The sequence below is a fragment of the Bacillus sp. MHSD_36 genome (genome assembly GCF_030757775.1).
Classification (GTDB): Bacteria; Bacillota; Bacilli; order Bacillales; family Bacillaceae_G; genus Bacillus_A.
In genome coordinates this window covers 1,463,904-1,483,014 of record NZ_JAVBIS010000001.1, presented here as the reverse complement: position 1 = coordinate 1,483,014, position 19,111 = coordinate 1,463,904, and the positions used below count along the sequence as shown (strand labels likewise).

The window sequence follows — 19,111 nt, the reverse complement described above, 5'->3', positions numbered from 1 at the left end:
TTTTTTACGTGAAGATTAAAGCAATTGAACCGACGCCAAGTCCAAATACAATGAAAGTTATTTTGAATGAAGTATTACCATCAGGAGCACGTAATAATTATACAAATGAAAATAAAGAACAAGCACCAATGCAAGTGCAAGAAATTTTGAAGATTGAAGGTATTAAAGGTGTATATCATGTAGCCGATTTTTTAGCAGTGGAGCGAAATGCGAAGTTTGACTGGAAAGTTTTATTACAACAAGTTCGTGCTGTTTTCGGTGAAGAAGTAGTAGAAGAAAGTGAAGAACAACAACTTGCTCATTTTGGAGAAGTGAAAGTGTTCGTTCAAATGTTCTTTACAATTCCAATGCAAGTAAAGTTAACAGATGGAACGACGGAAGAACGTGTTGGTTTACCAGATCGTTTTAAAGAATCAATTATGAAAGTTCAAATGTCTGCACCAAACGTTGTAAAAGAGCGTAAATGGGTGGAACAAAGTACACGTTACGGTAATTTTGAAGAAATCGGGAAAGAAGTAGTAGAAGAAATTGTTGCTGCTTATTCAGAAGAACGTGTAAATGAAACGGTTAAAGAATTATTAAATCAAGCAGGTGCTGTTGAAGTAACGATTCAAAAGCGTGAGCCATATAAAGTAACAGAAGAGATGATGAAAGATGCTGACTGGAAAAAACGTTTTGCAGCATTAGAACAAATGGATCCTACAGAAGAAGATATTCCAGTGTTGAAGATGGCGTTAGATGATGAAAAAGTTTCAATACGCCGTTTAGCAACAGCGTATTTAGGTATGGTAAAAGGTGATGAAGTATTGCCGTTATTATATAAAGCGCTATTAGATCGTTCAGTAAGTGTACGTCGTACAGCGGGTGATTGCTTATCAGACGTAGGTGATCCGGCAGCGATGTTTGTTATGATTAAATCTCTGAAAGATTCAAGTAAATTAGTACGCTGGCGTGCAGCGATGTTCTTATTTGAACTAGGAGACGAAAGTGCGATTCCAGCATTAAAAGTAGCGCAAGATGATCCAGAGTTTGAAGTAGCGATGCAAGCACGTCTAGCATTAGAGCGTATTGAAGGCGGAGAAGAAGCAAAAGGTTCTGTATGGAAACAAATGACGGAGTCTCGTAAAGGGGAATAATGTATGATTGTTTTCTATGATAGTTGGTGTCCGATGTGTACGGCGGTTGCAGAACGTACGAAAAAATTAGATAAAAAGGGTAAGATGAAATTTGTTTCATTTCGAGATGAAGATGTAGTTGAGAAGTATGAACTTTCTCAAGAACTACAAAGCAAGATGGAACAAAGATTATATATTTCAAAAAATAATAAGTGGTATGACGGAATTCATAGCATACATGTATTAGCAAAGGCTGTTCCATCTTACTGGTTTGTAGTGCCTTTTATAAAGTTATCTATCGTACTTGGATTTGGAAGTAAAGTATACGATTATATCGCTAACAATAGAAAACTTGTCCCAGTTGGACATTGCCGCGGTGGGGTTTGTGAAATCCCTACAAAAAAATGAAATCATCGTAATCTTTCTTTTGCACCTAAGTAATAGAGCGTGATATGATGAATTTGGAATGAAAGTTGAAGGAGAGATTACAAGATGTCAAATGCTTATGAAGAATACATGCGCCAAATGGTAATCCCAATGCGCCAAGAATTAGTGCGTTCTGGATTTGAAGAGTTAACTACAGAAGAAGCTGTAACAGAATTTATGGAAAACACGACAGGTACAACTTTAGTAGTTGTAAACTCTGTTTGTGGTTGTGCAGCTGGTTTAGCACGTCCATCAGCAGGTCAAGCAGTTGTTCGTGCTGAAAAACAACCTGATCATCTTGTAACTGTATTCGCAGGTCAAGATAAAGATGCTACTGCAAAAATGCGTGAATACTTCGGAGAAATTCCTCCATCTTCACCATCTATGGCGTTGTTAAAAGGAAAAGAAGTTGTTCACTTCATTCACCGTCATGAAATTGAAGGTGCAACTATGGACGAAATTATTACGAACTTAGAACAAGCTTTCGAAAAGAATTGCTAAAGAAGGGGGAGAGTAAATCTCCCTCTTTTCTTTATATAGAGGTGAAACAATGATCGTAACAACAGCAGGAAGAACAAATAAAGAAATGACAGATTATGCAAACAAGGTAGCGGTAGAATTAAATGGTTCATTCGTTAAACGAAACGACATTCCAGTACATAAACTGCATGAGCAATATGGACAAGATGTACTTGTTGTAGGAAAAAATCGATTAGCTATTTATCCAAAAGGAACGGAAGAGTCGTTTTTCTTTCATCCAAACTCAGCGATGTTTCGTGTGAAAAGATTAATGCGCGGAGAACACGACCCGTTTGTACAAGCCACGCAATTAGAGAGCGGAATGACAGTGTTAGATTGTACGCTCGGTATGGCATCAGATAGTATTGTAGCTAGTTATATTGTTGGTGAAAGCGGAAAAGTAACGGGACTTGAAGGCAATGAGTATATGGCTTATATTATGGAGAATGGTTTGAAAACATGGTCTTCATCTGTTTCTGAAATTGATGAGGCAATGCAACGAATCGATGTGAAGCAAACGGAGCATTACGCATTTTTAACACAATGTGAAGACAATAGTTATGATGTTGTGTACCTCGATCCAATGTTTGAAGAAACTGTTATAGAATCAGATGGAATAAAAGGATTAAAACACTTCGCTTTGTATCATGATATTACTGACGAAACAATTGCAGAAGCCAGGCGTGTGGCGAGAAAGCGTGTCGTACTGAAAGATCATTTCCGTAGTTCTAGATTTGAAAAACATAATTTTCACGTATATAAAAGAAAAAGTGCTAAGTTTCACTTTGGTGTAATTGACCCTTGCTAATTGTTTGAAAAGATGTATAATAAGCAATAATTAATTAAATATACTGTCTGTGATGAAGAGAGTAGTCTTTTTTAGAAGGAAAGCGAGCTAGGGATGGTGTGAGCCTAGTGCGGAAGAAAAAGATGAAGCGCACTTCGGAGATGCTTCTTGAACGAATAGTAGAGTAAGCCGAGGCCCCCTGTCCTCGTTATAAACGGGAAAGTGGTTCGTAATGAACAACAAGGGTGGTACCACGGGTTTAAACTCGTCTCTTTTTTAGAGACGAGTTTTTTGTGTTTTAAAAATGAAGGAGGTTGTAGTATGGAGTATAAAAAACAGTTTGCAGCAAGTTTATCTAATATTTTTACGAATGAATTAACGCAAAACCAAATTTTAGATTTAATTGAAACACCGAAACAAGATGAATTCGGAGATGCAGCATTTCCATGTTTTTCACTTGCGAAACAATATAAAAAATCACCAGCTCTGATCGCAAAGGAAGTTGCAGAAAAATTAAGTGATCCATTTTTTACGAAAGTAGAGGCCGTTGGTCCTTACGTAAATGTATTTTTTAATCGTGAAACTGTAAGTGATGCAGTATTAAAAACGATTTTAGCGAAGAAAGAAGAATACGGTCAAAATTTCTTTGGTTGTGAAAAAACGGTAGTTATCGATTATTCCTCTCCGAATATCGCGAAACCTTTTTCAATGGGGCATTTACGTTCTACAATGATTGGAAATTCACTGAAACATATCGCTGAAAAATGTGGCTATGAAGTTGTAGGAATTAATTATATTGGAGACTGGGGCACACAGTTTGGAAAGTTAATTACCGCTTATAAAAAATGGGGGAATGAAGCAGTAGTTAAAGAGGATCCAATACGTGAACTATTTAAGTTATATGTGCAATTCCATGAAGAGGTAAAAGACGATGAAGAATTAGAAGAAGATGGACGCGCTTGGTTTAAGAAATTAGAAGAAGGTGATGAAGAAGCTGTTGAGCTTTGGAATTGGTTCCGTCACGAATCCTTAAAAGAATTTTCTCGTATTTATGAACTTCTCGGTGTTGAATTTACTAATTTTCAAGGAGAAGCTTTTTATAATAATTTAATGGAAGATTTTATTGGGATTTTAGAAGAGCATGATTTGCTTGAAGAGTCAGAAGGCGCGTTAGTCGTTAATTTAGAAGAAGAGGGAATGCCGCCTTGCTTAATTAGAAAATCCGATGGTGCAACGATTTACGCAACACGTGACTTAACGGCAGCGTTATACCGTCAAAACACATATGCATTTGATAAAGCGTTATATGTAGTTGGCCCGGAACAAAGTTTACACTTCAATCAATTTTTCACTGTATTAAAAAAGCTTGGCTATACTTGGGTTGAGGGCATGGAACATGTACCGTTTGGGTTCATTTTAAAAGACGGTAAGAAAATGTCGACACGTAAAGGAAGAGTTATTTTACTTGAAGAAGTACTTGAGGAAGCAATTGACCTTGCAAAACAAAATATTGAAGAGAAAAATCCAAACTTAAAACAGAAAGAAGAAGTAGCAAAGCAAGTCGGTGTTGGCGCAGTTATCTTCCACGATTTAAAAAATGAGCGTATGCACAATATCGAATTTTCATTAGAAAATATGCTGAAATTTGAAGGAGAAACAGGACCGTATGTACAGTACACACATGCACGTGCTTGCTCTATTTTAAGAAAAGAAAGTGTAGAATTTGAAACGTGTACGTTCGCATTAAAAGATGATCATAGCTGGAGCGTCGTAAAATTACTGAATAAATTCCAACAAGTAATTGAAGCAGCCTTCAACAAAAATGAGCCATCAATCATTTCAAAATACGTATTAGATGTAGCACAATCGTTCAATAAATATTACGGAAATGTGCGTATATTGGAAGAGAGCGAAGAGAAAGACAGCAGACTCGCATTAGTGTATGCTGTGACGGTTGTATTAAAAGAGGGATTACGTTTACTTGGGGTGGAGGCTCCTGAGGAGATGTAAAATAAAGCTATAGTAAAAAAAGACAAATTAGGAGATCATTAACCTAATTTGTCTTTTTTTATTTTGTCGACTAAACCTTGAAACTATAAGAAGTTATATGTTACGAAGTGTAACAACTCTATAATTATGTTGTGAAATCAATTAAAATATTTGTAGAGAGGATGATCTGTATTGATTCGAGGTTTTATTTTGCATATTCCTTGTCATAGAATATCGGAAAGGAGTTTTCTTAAACTACAAAAATACATACCTTTATGTGCACGATGCACAGGTATGCTTATTGGTGTCTGTATGTTTCCAATTTACTTTTTAATAACACCTTCGTTTAATCTCTCATTATTGCTATCCTTTTTTGCTCAAATTCCATTATTAATCGATGGATTCAGCCAAAAGTGGAAATGGCGAAGCAGCACAAATTTGTTAAGAGTAACTACCGGCTTATTAAGCGGAAATGGTATGGGACTATTTATTGCATCTAGTATTATATGGATTATATCTTAAACCACATATTAACGGAGGTAAATACTTACATGTTCTGGATTTACATAATTCTAATTTTTATATCAGGTGGAAGTGGAATTGGTTTTATCATTTATGAAAAATATATAGAAGCAACAATAGCTTTTGTTATTTGCATATTATTTATGGTACTACTATATTTTTATTTGAAAAGAAGCAAAAAAAAGAGAAATTTAGATTGTGACGTAATAGATTGTACTGATTGCTCGGATTGTGATTGTACTAACTAATCTTCTGTTTATTACGATATTACTATAAAAGGATTGTATATCGTTTCAGGTATGTAATCCTTTTTACTTTTTCAAGATTAATTTGTTGAATAGGCGGAGGGTAAAGAGCATGCGCAATATAACGTTTTAATTAGAACCCAACAGCGCTAAAATTTTTAGAAACATAGGAATCTGTTTATCAAATGGAGAACTATAGTTTTGTATATAAAAGGAGGCGTAGGTTTTGGAAGAGTATGATTGGAACAGCAAACTAATATATTTAAAAAACACGAGAGATTTATATTACAACGACGATTATGTAAGTTTTTTAGTAAATACAGTTTGGAAGATTACTAAGCCAGTACATATTGTTGATTTCGGTTGTGGATATGGTTATTTAGGCTTAGTATTAATGCCGTTACTTCCAGGAGGTTCAAAGTATACAGGTATTGATAGTGGAGAAATATTACTTGCCAAAGCGAGAGAGTTGTTTCGTTTACTTCCATATGAGACAGAATTTCTTGAGGGAGATGCTACAGAAATTGAATTGAACGATACATATGATATAGCAATTTGTCATGCCTTCTTATTACATATGAGTTCACCAAAAACAATGCTACAAAAAATGATACATTCAGTTAAAAGTGGAGGGAAAATAATTTGTTTTGAGCCACATTGGATATCAAATATGTCTTCATACTTTTTAGATGGAGAGAATCAATCGGAAATTATTAGGTTAGGCATTTTGCAGAAGTTATTTGAAAGTGACACGCAGAGAAGCGGAAGAGATGGAAATATTGGTATGAAAATACCGATGTATTTAAGTGAACTAGGCGTAAAAAATATTCAATGTAGAGTAAGTGATAAAGTGAACTTTTTAGATTCTAATATGCATCATAATGATAAAGAAAAGTTGTATCACTCATTAAAAGAAGAGGGGATTGCAGGAAATCCAGGTGATAAACAACGATTTATAGAGCGTTTAATGGCTAGAGGATTAACATATGATGATGCGCTAGCCCAATATGAAGCTGAACTCCGATTTTTTAAGGCATTTCAAATGCACTCTTCTTTATTATATGCTCCGAATATGAAAATTACATTTGGTGATGTAGAATGTTGAAAGATAGCTATGTTGCGGGGTGTCATTATTTGTCGATAAATCGATATCCACCGTATAATCGCTGATATATTTTGAAAATCTTCGATATATTTTAAGAATCGCTGATATATTTGAATTATCGCCGATATAATTTCATGTACTGATTTCCGCTTTCGAAAGATAAGACCCGCATGTAACGTTATTCCATTTAATCAAACAAAATAAAGAGAAAAACAATCGTTTTTACTATATTTTGTTATAAATTCGAATAATATTAAATAATACTATCCATTATAGGAGATTTTAGTTGAATACCTACAATATGATGTGTAAAATCTAAGCAAGTAGCAGTGCAAATAATTATTCGAGGTGAATACATGCTAGATTTTAAGCAGTTAGATGCTTGTTTGAAAGACAAGAGATTTATAGATGGATTACAGGAAATAAATAATGAAATTTCATATATAAAAGAAAAGAATACTTTATCTTATTTGAAGAATTGGCTTGCTAGTGTTCCTTCACATAAGGAGTTTGATATATTAATACGTCTTACTGATGAAGGGCTAATGCACCAATACAGTTCATTCCTCATTCGCTACGCATATAAAAAATTCCCAAATATGAGAATGCTCTCTTTATATTGTGATGAATTAATTGATGAGCGGAAAATACTTGAAGTAGAACAGTTGTTAAAAGACTCATTAGAAGAGGTAAATAAAGAAGAGATAGACGTTGATCTTTTAGCGAAAACATATTTTACGTTAGTACGATGTTTGCTAGAAATGAAACGAAATAAAGAAGCTCTTTTTTATATGCAAAAGGCAGAGGAGTACAGTGCACGAGCCGTATTTGATAAATGGGGCTACGTGTATATGCATACAGGTGAATGGGAGAAAGCAGAAGAACAATTTATAGCTGGTATGCAACATAAAGATTGTGAAGAGTTATCTACCTATTTATTATCACAGTTATATGCGAATAAGGGAGAACAAAAACGTGCATTACAGCTAATTGATGATGCGATTGTAAAGTTCCCGCAAGTACCATATTTTCATTTTGAAAAGGTGAAATATTTATTAGATTTAGGGAAGTATGAAGAAATGTCAGTGGTAATTGATAATATAAATAAGCAGCTTCCTTATCATGCGTATAAAACTTACTTTGTACATTTACGTGCAGAAGCGCTTTACAAAATGAATAAACTTGTAGATTTACAACAGTTATTAAAAGAAGAAAAAAGTTTAAAAGAGTCTTTATATCATAATTTAGAAAAAAATCCAGATGGCCAAAAGGTTCACTTGCCTATAGTTCCGATTGTACAAAAGGATAACTATTGTGTGCCGACAAGTTTAGAAATGATGTTGCAGTTATGGGGAGAAAAATATACACAAGATGAAATAGCAGAGTCTATTTTTGATATGACAGGATCCAAGTTTTCAGATACTGTTTCTTATTTAGAAGAGTTAGGTTATGAATATCGTTATTTTAAAGGGAATGAGGAAATTTATAAGAGGTTACTCGACGAAGGAATTCCTGTTTTATTAAGTATAGATATTGAGCATGCTTCACATGTGCAAGTGCTAGCTGGATATGATGATACGTTACAAGCTTTTTATGTTCAAGATCCAAACTTTATCGAACCAGTTATTGTGGAATATAGTAAGTTGCAAGAAAAATATCGTTACACAGGGTGTTTAGCGATTACGTTTGTTCCGAAAGAAAAGAAGGAGCAACTAGTATTTTTAAATGAAGAAGAAAATCATTATTTTAAATCTATTTTTTCTCTTACGGATCATTTAGATGAACATGATAAAGAGGGGATTCATAACTTAGTACAATTTTTAAAAGAGACGAGTGATAATCCGAATACGTGGTTATATACGGTTAAGCACTTAGATGTTGAAGTAGATAACGAGTTTATTATATCTTGTATTGAAAAGTTAATGGAGAAGTTTCCGAACTCAGATTTTGTTAAATTACATGGTGCGCAGTGCTTTATTCGCCTTGAAGAGCTAGAAAAAGCTGGGCACATGCTCGCGAGTGTTGAAAAGAAAAATAATCGTGCCTTATATCATTTAATAAACGGAAGGTATGCTTTTGAACAGGAAAGTTATATAGAAGCAATTTCAAGTTTTCGTTCCTCGTTACAATTAGACGCGGATCAGCCGATTGCTTGGAGTTTTCTCGCTTTATCATATATGTATATCGATCAATCTGAAAAGGCGTTGCAGTTTTCTCAAGTAGCTTTAGAGCGTAGTCCTGAAAGATTCACTTTAACGAATCACGGGTTAATATTAATAGATTTAGAAAGATATGAAGAAGCGTATGAAATCTTTAATGATTTGTTAAAAGAATACAAAAATGAGGCCCATGTATGGTATGAGCGAGCGAGATGTGCGCATCATTTAGGGAAATTACATTTAGCGATAAAAGGGCTTAAAGTAGCAATCCATTTGGATAGTAATGCCCCTTACATTTATACGAAACTTTCAGAAATATACGAGTCTGATTTGAAGGATGAGGAAAGTACGAAAGAAATTTTATTAAAAGGTATTGAGAATTGTGACGATAAGGCACCTCTATACGTAAAATTCGGTGACTATCATTTTCAAAATGATAGTCTGGAAGAAGCAGAAACATTGTATACTCGCGCTTTAGAAGAAAATCATGATGATGTTTATTCTCATTTCGGACTTACGCAAGTTTATATGGCAAGAGAACAATATAAGGAAGCGAAAGAATATATTCTCAGTATTGAAAAACAAATTGAAAAGAGCCAAGATTTTCTTATGAACGCGGGAATGGTTTTATGGGATGCTGAGGTTGAACTTGGTGGAAGTGAAGAAGGATTTAAAGTAGCATTGTCTAAGTTAGAGAGTGGTATAAAGCAGAGTGAATATAATGTAGCAAGTGCGCTAGATGAATATGTGAATCGAATTAAAGGAACGGTATTTGTACAACGAGGAATAGCATTCTTAAGAACGTTACAAAAAGAAAGAAATGACGTAAGTGAATATGGCTGTTATACAGGTATTTTATATGAATCGATTGGACAGTACGGCCAGGCGATGAAAAGATATAATAAGGCGATAGAACAAAAAGAAACGGCATTACCGTATTACCGAATTGGTGAAACACTTATGGCATTAGGACAATTGAGGGAAGCAAAACAAGCGTATGAAACATGTTTAGAGCTTGATGGGAATTTCGTTGGTGTACATTTACAGCTTGCGGAAATATACGAAAAAGAAGAAAACCGTTTTAAAGAACAAAGTCATATGGTTCAGGCGATGAAAGAAGAGCCGTTGCATATTAATATGGAATATTTGGCACAGCTTTCAGTAGAAATGAATCTTCAGAAAGAGTTGCTGACTGAGCTAGAACAATTAGCGGACGAGGTACCTGAAATATGGCGATTAGATGCGATTGCATATGTGTATGGAGCGATGGATGAAATAGATAAAGAACAAGTACAGATTGAATACGCGCTACAATTAGATAGTGAGCATGCAGAAGTTCTATATCATTATGCAAAAGTATTAGTGAAAAAAAGAAATGCAAAAGCAATTGAAATTGCGACGAAAGTGATACAAAAAGATGTGAATAATGAACGTATATTTGATGTATATGTAAAAGCGATAGAACAACATAAGAAATGGTCTAACATACGAGATTTTCTTCATACATTAAAAGTGAAAAAAGCTGAAAGAAGTATGGCATTTATGTATGCGGCATCTGCGGTGACGGAAAGATGGATTGAACGTCAACAAAATGAACAGCCGAAGAGATCCATAATTACGAGAGCTTTTTATCGTATGAAAAACCGTACAAAAGAAATTTCGATTATTACTACAATTATTGATTTATATGAAATCTCATTAAAGTTAAATCAAAAAAATAGTATGGCAGCGCAGCGATTTGCACTATTTTACGAGAATGTGGCGATGTATAAAGAGGCGATAGATGTATTGCAAACAGCATTAGAAAGTAAATGGGATTACGATGTAGCGAAGCAACTTGTAAATCTTTTCATAGAATGTGAGGAAGAAGATAGGTTACGGGATGCTTCCGAATTGACGAAGCAAATGGTTCGAGAGTTACCAGATGATTATGATACGCTTCTTTTACAAGCACAAATATTCTTTAAAATGGGAGAAGAAAGAAAAGCAGAAAAGATTACTTTACAATTAACAGAGCAAACACCGTTTGTAAGTAGAGCGTTTCTTGCTTTAGGAGAAATATATCAAAGTCAAGAACGGTTTAAAGAGGCGATTCACGTATTAGAAAATGCTTCTATACATCATCCGAATGAAACAGCAATTCTTCTTTCTTTAGCATCTTCTTATCATGGTGCCGGCCAAACAATAAAGGCAGAGAAAATAGCAAATGAAGCATTGAAAATTGATGCGAGTGATTTGTTAGCGAGATACGATCGTGCTTGTTATTTAGCACAGTTAAACAGAAATGAAGAGGCGAAGAAAGAACTTGAAATTGTACTTCGTGAGGATGAGTCGGGATTTTTTGCTGAACTTATCGAGGATAATGAAAATTTAGCAGCATTGCGAGAATTTGAAAAGTAATTGTATAAGAATAGGGGAAAAGGATATAAATAAAATATATTTCGAATTAGTTGACAATTTATTGCCCAATGGCATAAAATAACTTTTAACAAAGTATACAAATCTGAAGACGAGAAAGAGTAAAATAGTGTACTGTTCCCCAGAGAGCCGGTATGTTGCTGAAAGCCGGTGTGCAGACGTTATTTGAAAATCATCTCCGAGGAGCCGAGGCTGAAAGTGAGTAAGCCCGGACGGGTGTCTACCGTTACAAAGAACACGTATGATAGTACGTTGCTAAGTGCTATTAGCGAAGAGCTAATAGAATTAGGGTGGTAACGCGGTTAAACCCGTCCCTACTTCATAGGGACGGGTTTTTTGTGTGCTTTAAAATATTCAAAGGAGTGATTGTAGATGAAGAAAGTAGATGTAAAAGAGTCAGCTGTAGGGAGAGAAACACGTATTCGTAAACAGTGGAACGAGCAAAGTATTTTCGAGCAATCAATTCAGAATCGAGAAGGCGCACAATCTTTTGTGTTTTATGAAGGACCACCAACGGCGAATGGATTACCGCATGTAGGTCATGCACTTGGACGCACAATTAAAGATGTAGTAGCAAGATACAAAACGATGGTTGGTTATAAAGTGTTAAGAAAAGCAGGATGGGATACACACGGTTTACCTGTAGAATTAGGTGTTGAGAAGCAACTCGGTATTTCTGGTAAATATGAAATCGAAGAGTATGGAATTGAGCCATTTATTCAGAAGTGTAAAGAGAGTGTATTCACATATGAGAAGCAGTGGCGTGAATTCACTGAAAGTATCGGTTATTGGGTAGATATGGATGATCCATACGTTACGTTAGAGAATCCATATATTGAAAGTGTATGGCATATTTTAGGGACGATTCATGAAAAAGGTTTATTGTATAAGGGACATAGAGTTTCACCATATTGCCCAAGTTGTCAAACTTCACTAAGTTCACATGAGGTTGCACAAGGGTATAAAACAGTAAAAGATTTAAGTGCAACAGTTAAGTTCAAAGTGAAAGATAGTGAAAATGAGTATTTCCTAGGTTGGACAACGACACCTTGGACACTTCCAGCAAATGTTGCGCTTGCTGTACATCCAAATATGGAATATGTGAAAGCGAAACAAGAAGATCATGTATACATTGTTGCGAAAGAACGTGTACAAGATGTATTAAAAGAAGATTATGAAGTACTATCTGTTTATAAAGGTGAAGAATTAGTAAATACATCTTATATGCCGCCATTTCCAATGAAGGAAGTTACTAATGGTTACCGAGTTATCGCAGCGGATTTTGTTACAGCAGATAGTGGTACAGGACTTGTTCATATCGCTCCAGCATATGGGGAGGACGATTATAGAGTCGTACAAAGTGAAGGATTGTCATTCTTGCATGTTGTAGATGAGAAAGGCGAGTATACAGAAGCAGTACCATTTTTGAAAGGGAAGTTTGTAAAAGAATGTGACGTGGATATCGTTCGTTATTTAGCGAAGGAAGGTTTACTATATCATAAAGAAAAGTATGAACATAGCTACCCACATTGTTGGCGCTGTGATTCACCACTTCTTTATTATGCAGGGGAGAGTTGGTTAATCCGAACAACTGCAATTAAAGATACATTTTTACAAAATAACGATTCTGTTACTTGGTATCCAGATCATATGAAACATGGACGCTTCGGTAAGTTTTTAGAAAATATGGTGGACTGGAATATTAGTCGAAATAGATATTGGGGAACACCATTAAACGTATGGGAATGTGAAAGTTGCGATCATCAATTCGCACCGAAAAGCATTGCTGATTTAAGAAAGCATAGTACGAAAGAAACACCTGAAGATTTAGAATTGCATAAGCCGTATGTAGATGAAGTGCAAGTATGCTGCGAAAAATGCGGAAGTACAATGAATCGTACGCCAGAAGTAATTGATGTTTGGTTTGATAGTGGTTCCATGCCATTTGCGCAATATCATTATCCATTTGAAAATAAAGAGTTATTTGAAGAACAGTTCCCAGCAGATGTAATTGCAGAAGGTATTGATCAAACACGCGGCTGGTTTTATAGTTTATTAGCAGTATCAGCACTATATACAGGGAAGGTGCCTTATAAACGAGTGTTATCACTAGGGCATGTATTAGACGAAGAAGGACAGAAAATGTCTAAAAGTAAAGGGAATGCACTAGATCCAGTTGATTTAGTAAATCAGTTTGGTGCAGATGCTTTAAGATGGGCGCTACTTGTTGACAGTGCTCCGTGGAATGCGAAACGTTTTTCTGAACGAACAGTACTGGAAGCAAAATCTAAGTTTGTAGATACATTAGTCAATGTGTATAGCTTCTATGTTTTATATGCAAATTTAGATGAGTATAATCCAAAAGAAACGTATGATGTAAGGCGGACGAAATTGGATGAATGGGTATTATCAAGATTGCATAGTACAACGAAAAAAGTGAGAACTGCACTTGATGATTATCAATTTACGAATGCAGCTCGTGAAATCGCGACGCTTGTAGATGAAGTAAGTAACTGGTACGTAAGACGATCACGTAATCGTTTCTGGGAATCTGGTATGAATGCTGAAAAAGCAGCTGCGTATGATACACTTTATGAAGTGCTTGTGACAATTAGTAAATTAATTGCACCGTTTACACCGTTTGTCGCTGAAGATATTCATTTAAATTTAACTGGAAATAGCGTTCATTTAGAGGATTATCCAGTTGTGAATGAATCACTACTTCAGCCGAAATTAGAAGCGGAAATGGATGCAGTTTTACAAGTTGTTGAACTTGGAAGAAGTAACCGTAATCAGCATTCTTTAAAAGTAAAACAGCCATTAGCCGAACTTGTATTACTAGCACATAATGAAAATGATATGGATTGGGAATCTTATCGTGATATCGTCATGGATGAGTTAAATGTGAAGGCGTTTCATGTTGAACTTGATGAAACGAAATATACGTCCTATCAATTAAAGCTGAATTTTAAAGCAGCTGGGCCGAAGTTTGGTAAAAGTGTGAATGCAGTAAATGGTTGGTTAAAACAACTGTCACAAGAAGAAGTACAAAACTTTGTATCTACAGGAAGAGCAGTTTACGAAGCTACATCAGGAGAAGAAGTAGTGGTAACAGCTGAAGATGTAGTAGTAGAGAAAGTTGCAAAATCAGGATTTTCTAATACAACTAACGGACAATATACAGTTATGTTAGATACGAATGTAACGGAAGAATTGTTACAAGAAGGAGTGGCACGTGAATTTATTCGAGCGGTTCAAGAATACCGTAAACAACTAAATTTACCAGTTAATTTACGAGTCGATGTTATTCTTGATACAGAGGAAGAACTAAAGCGAACATTAACGAACTATAAAGATTTATTAGAAGAAAATTTACTCGTTAAGAGATTTACATTTGATCACTTAACGAATGAAGACGATGAACTCTCTTTAGGTGAGACAAAAGTCCGCATTAAATTAACTTCAGCTAATTAAAGAAAAGGAAGTTGGAATGATTCCAACTTCCTTTTTTGTATGATGGATATTTATCCGGCTAATTTCCTCATAATCCATTCGATTGATCCCTCTAGTAAAATTTTTTCTCCACACCACGCTAATTAAAATACTGTGTAAATTTCTTTCTAAAGTATTGTTTTTATTTCACACATAAATATTGAGAAAATTTCACTCACCCTAAATGGAAAGGTAATAGAAATGTTCATAGAGAATTACTCGTAGATTCAATTTTTATCCTCCCATTTTGTGGGGAATGATTGCCTAGTGGTAATGGGATAAGGTTGAGCTACTTTATTAGGGGGAGTGGTTCTATGTTTAATAAAAAAATGGTGGCAATGGCAATGACTGTGCCGTTAGTAATGGGGACAATTTCTACAGTTTCGGCATTGGAAAAACAACAGCAAGTAAAGCTAGAAGCTTATTCGCCGCAGAAAAAAGCAACTGAATATTTAAAAGAAAATGCTTCGCAGTATGGATTAAAATCAGACCTTTCAGACTTACAATATATTTCTACAACAGAAACGTCAGTAGCTTCATATGTTAGGTTCCAACAAGTTGTGAATGGTGCGCCTGTATTTTCTAAACAAATTACAGTTACTCTTAACGGAGAGGGAAAGGGAGTACTTGCTGTTTCTGATTATCAATCTGTTAAAGGTGTGAAGGAAGCTACTACAAAAATTAGTGAAAAAGATGCAATACAAAAATCAATGGCGTATGTTGGAGAAGTAAGTGAACAAAACTTATGGGCTCCTACGGAGAAAGAATTCGGATATATTGTAGAAGAGGGAATTGCTCGTCCAGTATATAAAGTTGTAGTCCATTCTAATAATCCGTTTGGTGCATGGGAAACATTTATTGATGCAGAAAATGGAAAGTTAATTAAAAAAGTTGATATAAACCGTAAAGCAGAAGGATCAGGAAAAGTATTTTTACCTAATCCAGTCGTATCTAGCGGTAGTAAAGTAGGTTTAAAAGATAACAATGATGCAGATTCAACAGCATTAACGAACCAATTAAAGACTGTTACGTTAAAAGGTTTAGATGGGACAGGATTTTTAATTGGAGAGTATGTAACGATTTCCTCAAAAGCAAAAACGAAATCTACAAACTTACAATTTAACTATACACGTGCAAATGATAGCTTTGAAGATGTGATGTCGTATTATCATATCGATACATTACAACGTTACATTCAAAGTCTAGGTTTTAAAAATATTAATAATCGCTCTATTAAAGTGAATGTGAATGGAACAACGGCGGACAACTCATTTTATTCTCCGACAACGAAAGCTTTAACCTTTGGTACTGGCGGAGTAGATGATGCAGAAGATGCGGGTATTATCGCACATGAATATGGACATTCAATTCAAGATAACCAAGTTCCTGGCTTCGGTAGTTCTGCAGAAGGTGGAGCGATGGGAGAAGGATTTGGTGATTTCTTAGGTGCTACGTATGAAGATGCAGTATCGACAACAGGCTACGGAAAAGCATGTGTTGGAGAATGGGATGCGACTGCTTATTCTAGTTCAGATCCAACGTGCTTACGCCGATTAGATAATAATAAAGTGTATCCGAAAGATATTACGAATGAAGTACATGATGATGGAGAAATTTGGGCTCAAGGACAATATGAGATGGCGCAAGCATTTGGTCGTGATGTTGCAACGAAAATTATTTTACAATCGCACTGGTCGTTAACACCAAACTCTAAATTCAGTGATGGAGCAAAAGCGATTAAGCAAGCGGATGCTCTTTTATATGGCGGACAACATGCCGCTGATATCGACCGTATTTGGGCAGCCAGAGGAATTAGTACGAATTAATATAAAAAGTCGTGGCATTTATAAGCCACGACTTTTTAATTTGCTTATGAACTGGTACTAGTAAAGGTAGCTAAATGAATGGTAGTGTGAATTTATCCCGCATTTAACGGGCAGTAAGACCCTCACCTCAAAATTCAGCGAAAGCAAAGAAGTTAGGTGGGGGTCGGGCTGCCCATAAAAGCCCGATTGGTGAGGGCTGATTAAAGTTTCACTTTATATGCATTTGTTTATTTTTTCACGTCTTTAAAAACAAAATGCTCTTTAAATTTTCTAGACTCCACTTTTTGACCATTTCGCATGGAGTGGAAAGGGTGTTCTTGCCAAGTAATAATTACATCAACTTTATCCGCTTTTGTAGCAACTGGAAAATTAGCATGTTCAAATCCAGTTTTTCCACTTGCCAAACGGCTTTCCTTTAGAGAGAAGAGTTCATATTTCGTTTTTGTTTTTGGCTCGTTGCGGAATACTTCGACTTGTACGTTATATACTTCACTGTTTCCAACATTTTTTACTGAAAATTGATATGTTTGAAATTCGTCTTTTTTAGCTTGAAGCTTTTTGTTGTTTACTTTTTTTGATTCAGCAATATTCACTTGCCATTGATCAGAGTTTTGGGAGATTGGTAAAGATTTTGGTGAATAGGCGTACGTTTCATTCACTACAATTAGGCAAAACAATAGGAGAAAGAAACTAATCGCTTTTTGCATATACACACCTCGCTATAAAATTTTTATTAATATGCGTAAATAAAACAGTAAATATGTAATTAAATGGGAAAAGGTGATACTTTGATTCAAATGAATTTGAAAAAACTTGAAGAAGTAGTAAATGGAGAAGGATTACAAGAATCGTTTCATCTTATAGAGATACATGGTGTCTGCATAGATTCTAAAAGCATGAAAGAAGGAAATTTATTTGTTCCAATCATTAGGGTGAAAGATGGGCATGAGTATGTGAAAGAGGCAATGGATAATGGAGCTGTCGCTTCCTTATGGAAAAAGTCTTACGGTACTCCGCCAAAAGGGATTCCAATTATATTTGTGGATGACACTTTGTTTGCTTTGCAACAATTGGCACAATTTTATCGAAGAGAGATAAATGTAAAAGTAATAGGAATTACAGGTAGTAATGGCAAGACTACGGTAAAAGATATAATAGGAGGCACTTTAAGTTCAACTTATAGAGTGCATAAAACAAAAGGTAATTTTAATAGTCAAATCGGTTTGCCGTTAACAATTTTAGAAATGGAACGAAATACCGAGTTCTTAATACTTGAAATGGGAATGAGTAAAAAAGGACAAATTCGAATTTTATCACGAATAGCACAGCCAGATGTAGCAATCATTACAATGATTGGACAGTCACACTTAGAAACGCTTGGATCAAGAGAAGAGATTGCGAAGGCTAAATTTGAAATTGTAGACGGATTAAATGATGAGGGACTGTTCTTATATAATGGTGATGAGCCATTACTTTCTCAATATATTAATACGCTAGGTATAGAAAGTAAGTCGTTTGGTGGAAAGTATACAAATGATTTGTTTCCAACGAACGTACAATTAGATGAATATGGTGTTCATTTTAAATTAAATAATTCAAAAATACAGTATGATGTTCCCTTACATGGAAAACATAATATTTTTAATACGATTGTCGGAATCGCTGTAGGTCAATTTTACAAAGTCCCTATAGAAAAAATACAAGAAGCATTGCAGCAAATAAATATTACACAAATGCGCTTTCAGTTTTTAACCGCTAAAACAGGTTTTACAATTATTAACGATGCATGGAATGCCAGTCCTTCCTCCATGAAGGCTGCAATTGAAACGTTGCAGAAATTAAATGCCTATAAGAAAAAAATTATAGTGATTGGGGATATGTTGGAGTTAGGCAAGAAAGCTGAAACATATCATAGAGAAATTGGTAAAATGTTAAATGAAGAGAACATTCAATATGTATTTACTTATGGAGGGTTAGCTGAAATTGTAGCGGAGGAAGCAAGAAAGAAATATGATACAGGAAAGGTACAGTCATTTAATAATAAAGCCAAGATAGCAGAGGAAGTATTAAAAGTTATAACGGAAAATGATGTTGTACTATTAAAAGGCTCACGTGGTATGGCTTTAGAGGAGATTGTACAAAATTGGATATAAAAAATGAAAATGTATGTAAAAAGGCTTGCGTTTTATAAAATAAAGAGATAGAATACTCTGTAAATATAAAAAGTGATGATCAGGAAAAGTACATGACGCAAAGGTCTACAGAGAGCAATCGATTGCTGAGAAGATTGCGATACCGCATGATGGAAAGACACCCGTGAGTGTTGCTTTGAACGTGATAATTAGTAAAAGCAAACGGTACCTACCGTTATCAGGGCTAAGATGGTCATTATGACAATTTGGGTGGTACCGCGGAAAAATCCGTCCCTATTTATAGGGGCGGATTTTTGTATTCTTTGAAAGGAGGTGAGTGACCGTGGATGATGACGATGACAACAACAATAACGTA

The 19,111-nt window shown here is 35.2% G+C and carries 13 protein-coding genes and 3 other annotated features; of the genes, 12 read left to right on the top strand and 1 reads right to left on the bottom strand.

Annotation, left to right across the window (positions count from 1 at the left end; all coding sequences use genetic code 11):
* Positions 1–8: 8 nt before the first annotated feature.
* The 11 genes from Q9B79_RS07750 (at position 9) to Q9B79_RS07700 (ending at position 16,603) form a co-directional block, all read left to right on the top strand.
* Positions 9–1,136, top strand: a complete 1,128-nt coding sequence (locus tag Q9B79_RS07750) for a conserved virulence factor C family protein (RefSeq protein WP_306183264.1) — start codon at positions 9–11, stop codon at positions 1,134–1,136.
* Positions 1,137–1,139: 3 nt separating this feature from the next.
* Positions 1,140–1,523 carry a thiol-disulfide oxidoreductase DCC family protein gene (locus Q9B79_RS07745; protein ID WP_306183263.1) on the top strand — a complete coding sequence of 128 codons (384 nt, stop codon included), beginning with the start codon at positions 1,140–1,142 and terminating at the stop codon, positions 1,521–1,523.
* Between the two features lie 84 nt (positions 1,524–1,607).
* Positions 1,608–2,042, top strand: coding sequence for a BrxA/BrxB family bacilliredoxin (locus Q9B79_RS07740; RefSeq protein WP_000063712.1), 435 nt, complete (start codon positions 1,608–1,610; stop codon positions 2,040–2,042).
* Between the two features lie 49 nt (positions 2,043–2,091).
* Positions 2,092–2,868: a class I SAM-dependent methyltransferase gene (locus Q9B79_RS07735; protein ID WP_306183262.1), complete on the top strand. Its 777-nt coding sequence runs from the start codon at positions 2,092–2,094 to the stop codon at positions 2,866–2,868.
* A gap of 40 nt (positions 2,869–2,908) precedes the next feature.
* Positions 2,909–3,123, top strand: a binding site (T-box leader).
* A 45-nt stretch (positions 3,124–3,168) separates the two neighbouring features.
* The gene (gene argS / locus Q9B79_RS07730) at positions 3,169–4,857 is read left to right on the top strand and encodes an arginine--tRNA ligase (protein WP_306183261.1); all 1,689 of its coding nucleotides are present in this window, start codon (positions 3,169–3,171) and stop codon (positions 4,855–4,857) included.
* 171 nt (positions 4,858–5,028) lie between these two features.
* On the top strand, positions 5,029–5,358 hold the full coding sequence (locus Q9B79_RS07725) for a DUF2085 domain-containing protein (RefSeq protein ID WP_306183260.1): 330 nt from the start codon (positions 5,029–5,031) through the stop codon (positions 5,356–5,358).
* A 29-nt stretch (positions 5,359–5,387) separates the two neighbouring features.
* Complete coding sequence (locus Q9B79_RS07720; protein ID WP_062821094.1) at positions 5,388–5,606, top strand: hypothetical protein; 219 nt, start codon at positions 5,388–5,390, stop codon at positions 5,604–5,606.
* A 223-nt stretch (positions 5,607–5,829) separates the two neighbouring features.
* Positions 5,830–6,708, top strand: a complete 879-nt coding sequence (locus Q9B79_RS07715) for a class I SAM-dependent methyltransferase (RefSeq protein ID WP_306183259.1) — start codon at positions 5,830–5,832, stop codon at positions 6,706–6,708.
* A gap of 356 nt (positions 6,709–7,064) precedes the next feature.
* On the top strand, positions 7,065–11,267 hold the full coding sequence (locus Q9B79_RS07710; protein WP_306183258.1) for a bacteriocin-processing peptidase family protein: 4,203 nt from the start codon (positions 7,065–7,067) through the stop codon (positions 11,265–11,267).
* A gap of 97 nt (positions 11,268–11,364) precedes the next feature.
* Positions 11,365–11,604 (top strand) — a binding site (T-box leader).
* Positions 11,605–11,657: 53 nt separating this feature from the next.
* The gene (ileS, locus tag Q9B79_RS07705; RefSeq protein ID WP_306183257.1) at positions 11,658–14,759 is read left to right on the top strand and encodes an isoleucine--tRNA ligase; all 3,102 of its coding nucleotides are present in this window, start codon (positions 11,658–11,660) and stop codon (positions 14,757–14,759) included.
* Between the two features lie 332 nt (positions 14,760–15,091).
* Positions 15,092–16,603 carry a M36 family metallopeptidase gene (locus Q9B79_RS07700; protein ID WP_306183256.1) on the top strand — a complete coding sequence of 504 codons (1,512 nt, stop codon included), beginning with the start codon at positions 15,092–15,094 and terminating at the stop codon, positions 16,601–16,603.
* 227 nt (positions 16,604–16,830) lie between these two features.
* Here the strand turns inward: Q9B79_RS07700 and Q9B79_RS07695 are convergent, their stop codons facing one another.
* On the bottom strand, positions 16,831–17,310 hold the full coding sequence (locus tag Q9B79_RS07695) for a hypothetical protein (protein WP_306183255.1): 480 nt from the start codon (positions 17,308–17,310) through the stop codon (positions 16,831–16,833).
* 63 nt (positions 17,311–17,373) lie between these two features.
* Between Q9B79_RS07695 and Q9B79_RS07690 the strand changes: the two genes are divergently transcribed.
* Positions 17,374–18,756 carry a UDP-N-acetylmuramoyl-tripeptide--D-alanyl-D-alanine ligase gene (locus Q9B79_RS07690; RefSeq protein ID WP_306183254.1) on the top strand — a complete coding sequence of 461 codons (1,383 nt, stop codon included), beginning with the start codon at positions 17,374–17,376 and terminating at the stop codon, positions 18,754–18,756.
* A 66-nt stretch (positions 18,757–18,822) separates the two neighbouring features.
* Positions 18,823–19,034: a binding site (T-box leader), on the top strand.
* The last annotated feature ends 77 nt before the right edge of the window (positions 19,035–19,111 follow it).